3 protein-coding genes are annotated in these 2964 nt (G+C 65.9%); 1 reads left to right on the top strand and 2 read right to left on the bottom strand.

Going from position 1 to position 2964, the window contains the following annotated elements; translation table 11 throughout:
- Nucleotides 1–691 (bottom strand): NAD(P)H-dependent glycerol-3-phosphate dehydrogenase (locus AC5DC2_RS22080; RefSeq protein WP_491700038.1); only part of this gene is annotated, 691 nt, incomplete at its 3' end.
- Nucleotides 688–1785, bottom strand: a complete 1098-nt coding sequence (gene tsaD / locus AC5DC2_RS22075) for a tRNA (adenosine(37)-N6)-threonylcarbamoyltransferase complex transferase subunit TsaD (protein WP_491700037.1) — start codon at nucleotides 1783–1785, stop codon at nucleotides 688–690. The genes tsaD and AC5DC2_RS22080, both read right to left, overlap by 4 nt.
- A gap of 72 nt (nucleotides 1786–1857) precedes the next feature.
- Between tsaD and hemC the strand changes: the two genes are divergently transcribed.
- A complete protein-coding gene (hemC, locus tag AC5DC2_RS22070) occupies nucleotides 1858–2787 on the top strand; it encodes a hydroxymethylbilane synthase (protein WP_491700036.1) in 930 nt (309 codons plus the stop codon).
- Nucleotides 2788–2964: the final 177 nt, after the last annotated feature.

Raw genomic sequence — 2964 nt, 5'->3', positions numbered from 1 at the left:
CCATGGCGACGGCAAGCCGCGACATTTCCGCAAGGCCGCGCGCAATCAGCGCCGCGCGGGCCGATTCGCCGAGGTCCGCGCCCTCGACAATGCCGCAGGCGATCGCCAGCACGTTTTTCAGCGCGCCGCCGATCTGCACGCCGACGGGATCGCCGGAGGCATAGATGCGGAAGGTCCGGCCGGAAAGGATCGTCGCCGTTTCGCGCGCAAGCGTGCGGTCGCGGAAGGCCAGCGCCATGGCAATCGGCTTGCCGCCCGCCAGATCAACGGCAAAACCGGGACCGGACAGTGCCCCGGCATGGTGATGCGGCAACGCCTCGTTCAGCACATCGGTGATCAGCCGCCCGCTCGCCCGCTCGATCCCCTTGGCGGCGGACACGATGACGGCATCCTTGTTCAGATAGGGCGCATAATAAAGGGCAGCAGCCCGCTGCGCCTGCGCGGGAACGGCGAGCACCACCGTATCGGCCACGCCGAGGATCGACGGGTCGATCGTGTAGTTCAGCGCCTCAGGCAGGGTAATCCCCGGCAGTACGGCCTCATGCCGGCGGCTCTCGCGCATCGCCTCGATCAGCCCGGCATTGCGGCCGAGCAGCGTTACCTCGTCCTCGCCCTCATGGGCAAAGACGGCGGCGAGCGCCGTGCCGAAGGCGCCCGAACCGATGACGACGGTCCTTTTTTTCTCATTCATGCTTTCGCACCTTTCCTTCCGCTGCCGATCAGGGCTTTGGCCTTGGCATCGAGCGGCCAGCGCGAGCGCACGGGAACGTCAAACCCGTCAGCGAGAAAACCGGCGGCCGCCCGCTCCAGTCCGGCCCAGGCGATCATCACCGCATTATCCGTGCAGAGCCTGAAAGGCGGCGCCACGAAGACAAAGCCTTCCCGCTCGCACAAGGATGTGAGCACCGCCCTGATGGCGCTGTTGGCGGCAACGCCGCCGGCGACAACCAGCGCCGGGCGGTCTTCTGCCGCAAGTCCTTCCGCCTTGAAGCGGGCAAGCGACCGGCCGACGCGATCGCGCAATGTTTCGGCAACGGCCAACTGGAAGGCGGCGCAGAGATCGGCAACATCCTGCTCGCCGAGCGGCGCAAGGTTCTGCGCCGCCTGCCGCACGGCCGTCTTCAGGCCGGAAAAGGAGAAATCGAGCCGCGCCTCGCCCTTCATCGGGCGCGGCAGGGCAATGCGTTTCGGATCGCCGGTTTTCGCCGCTTCCTCCACCTGCGGGCCGCCGGGGTAGCCGAGACCCAGGAGCTTCGCCGTCTTGTCGAAGGCCTCGCCCAGCGCGTCGTCAATAGTCGTGCCCCAGCGCTCATACTGTCCGACGCCCTTCACCAGAACGATCTGCGTATGACCGCCGGAAACCAGCAACATGAGGAAGGGAAATTTGACGCCGTTCGTCAGCCGCGCTGTCAGCGCATGGCCTTCGAGGTGATTGACGCCGTAAAAAGGCTTGCCGGCCGCATAGGCCATCGCCTTGCCGCTCATGGCGCCGACGATGAGACCGCCGATCAGCCCCGGCCCGATGGTCGCCGCAATGCCGTCGAGATCGCCGAGCGAAACGCCGGCACGCTCCAGCGCCTCGGCAATCAGCCGGTCCATCGCCTCCACATGGGCGCGGGCGGCAATTTCCGGCACCACACCGCCGAAAGCCGCATGTTCTTCGAGCTGGCTCAGCACGACATCGGCGAGGATTTCCCCGCCCCCGTCCTCAGCGCGCGCGACGACGGCGGCGGCGGTTTCATCACAGCTCGATTCGATACCGAGAAAGACAGACTTCTTGTTCATGGGCTCAGACGAACATTTGCGGCGGCGCGCAATCCGGTTTACGACACACCCGGTAACAACGGTGGACGCAGGATGCAAACGAAACCTTTGAGGATCGGCACGCGCGGCAGCCCGCTGGCGCTCGCCCAGGCCCATGAAGCACGCGACCGGCTGATGGCGGCCCATGGCCTTTCCGAAGACATGTTCGAGATCGTGGTGCTGTCGACCAAGGGCGACCGGATCACCGACCGGCCGCTCTCGGCGATCGGCGGCAAGGGGCTTTTCACCGAAGAACTTGAGGCGCAGCTTCTTTCCGGCGAACTCGATTTCGCCGTCCATTCGTCGAAGGATATGCCCACCACCCTGCCCGACGGCCTCGAACTCTCCACCTTCCTGCCGCGCGCCGATCCGCGCGACGCCTTCATCGGCAGGGATGTGAAAAAACTGGCCGACCTGCCGGAGGGCGCGGTCGTCGGCTCGTCCTCGCTGCGCCGCCAGGCGCTGATTCGCCGCCTGAGACCGGATATCGAGGTGGTGCTGTTTCGCGGCTCCGTGCAGACGCGGCTGCGGAAGCTGGCCGACGGCGTGGTCGACGGCACGTTTCTCGCCAATGCCGGGCTGAAGCGCCTCGGCATGGACGATGTGGCGACGGAAGTGCTGAGCGTGCGCGATTTCCTGCCCGCCCCGGCTCAAGGGGCGATCTGCATCGAACAGCGCAGCGGTGATCAACGCATCGGCGACCTGCTCGCGCCGGTCAATGATGAGGATACAGCGATCGCGGTCTCCTGCGAACGCGCCTTTCTCGCCGCCCTCGACGGCTCCTGCCGCACGCCGATCGCGGCCTATGCCCGCTGTTTCAACGAACGGATCTCCTTTTCCGGCATGATCCTGACGCCGGACGGCGCAACGGCGCATGATATCGTCACCGACGGTATGCGCGCGGAAGCACGGAAAATCGGGCATTGGGCCGGCGAACAGTTGAAGAAACGCGCGGGCCCCGGCTTCTTCGAAGACTGGACCTGACCCCATGCGCCTTCTCGTGACCCGACCGAAAGAGAAGGCCGAACGCACTTGTGCACGCCTCGCCGCCATGGGACACGAAGCCTTTTTATTGCCGCTCTTTTGCGCGGTGCATTTCGATGACGCAGCGAAAGCGGCCCTTGGAGCGAGAAGCTGGCGGGCGCTCGCGGTCACCAGCGC

It is taken from the genome of Martelella sp. (genome assembly GCF_984369615.1).
The sequence above is the reverse complement of the archived record's forward strand: the minus strand, read 5'-3'. Positions and strand labels throughout refer to the sequence as shown.

Coding starts and splice junctions, on each gene's coding strand:
- tsaD (WP_491700037.1), bottom strand. CDS start 1,785: ATGAACAAGAAGTCTGTCTTTCTCGGTATCGAATCGAGCTGTGATGAA.
- hemC (WP_491700036.1), top strand. CDS start 1,858: ATGCAAACGAAACCTTTGAGGATCGGCACGCGCGGCAGCCCGCTGGCG.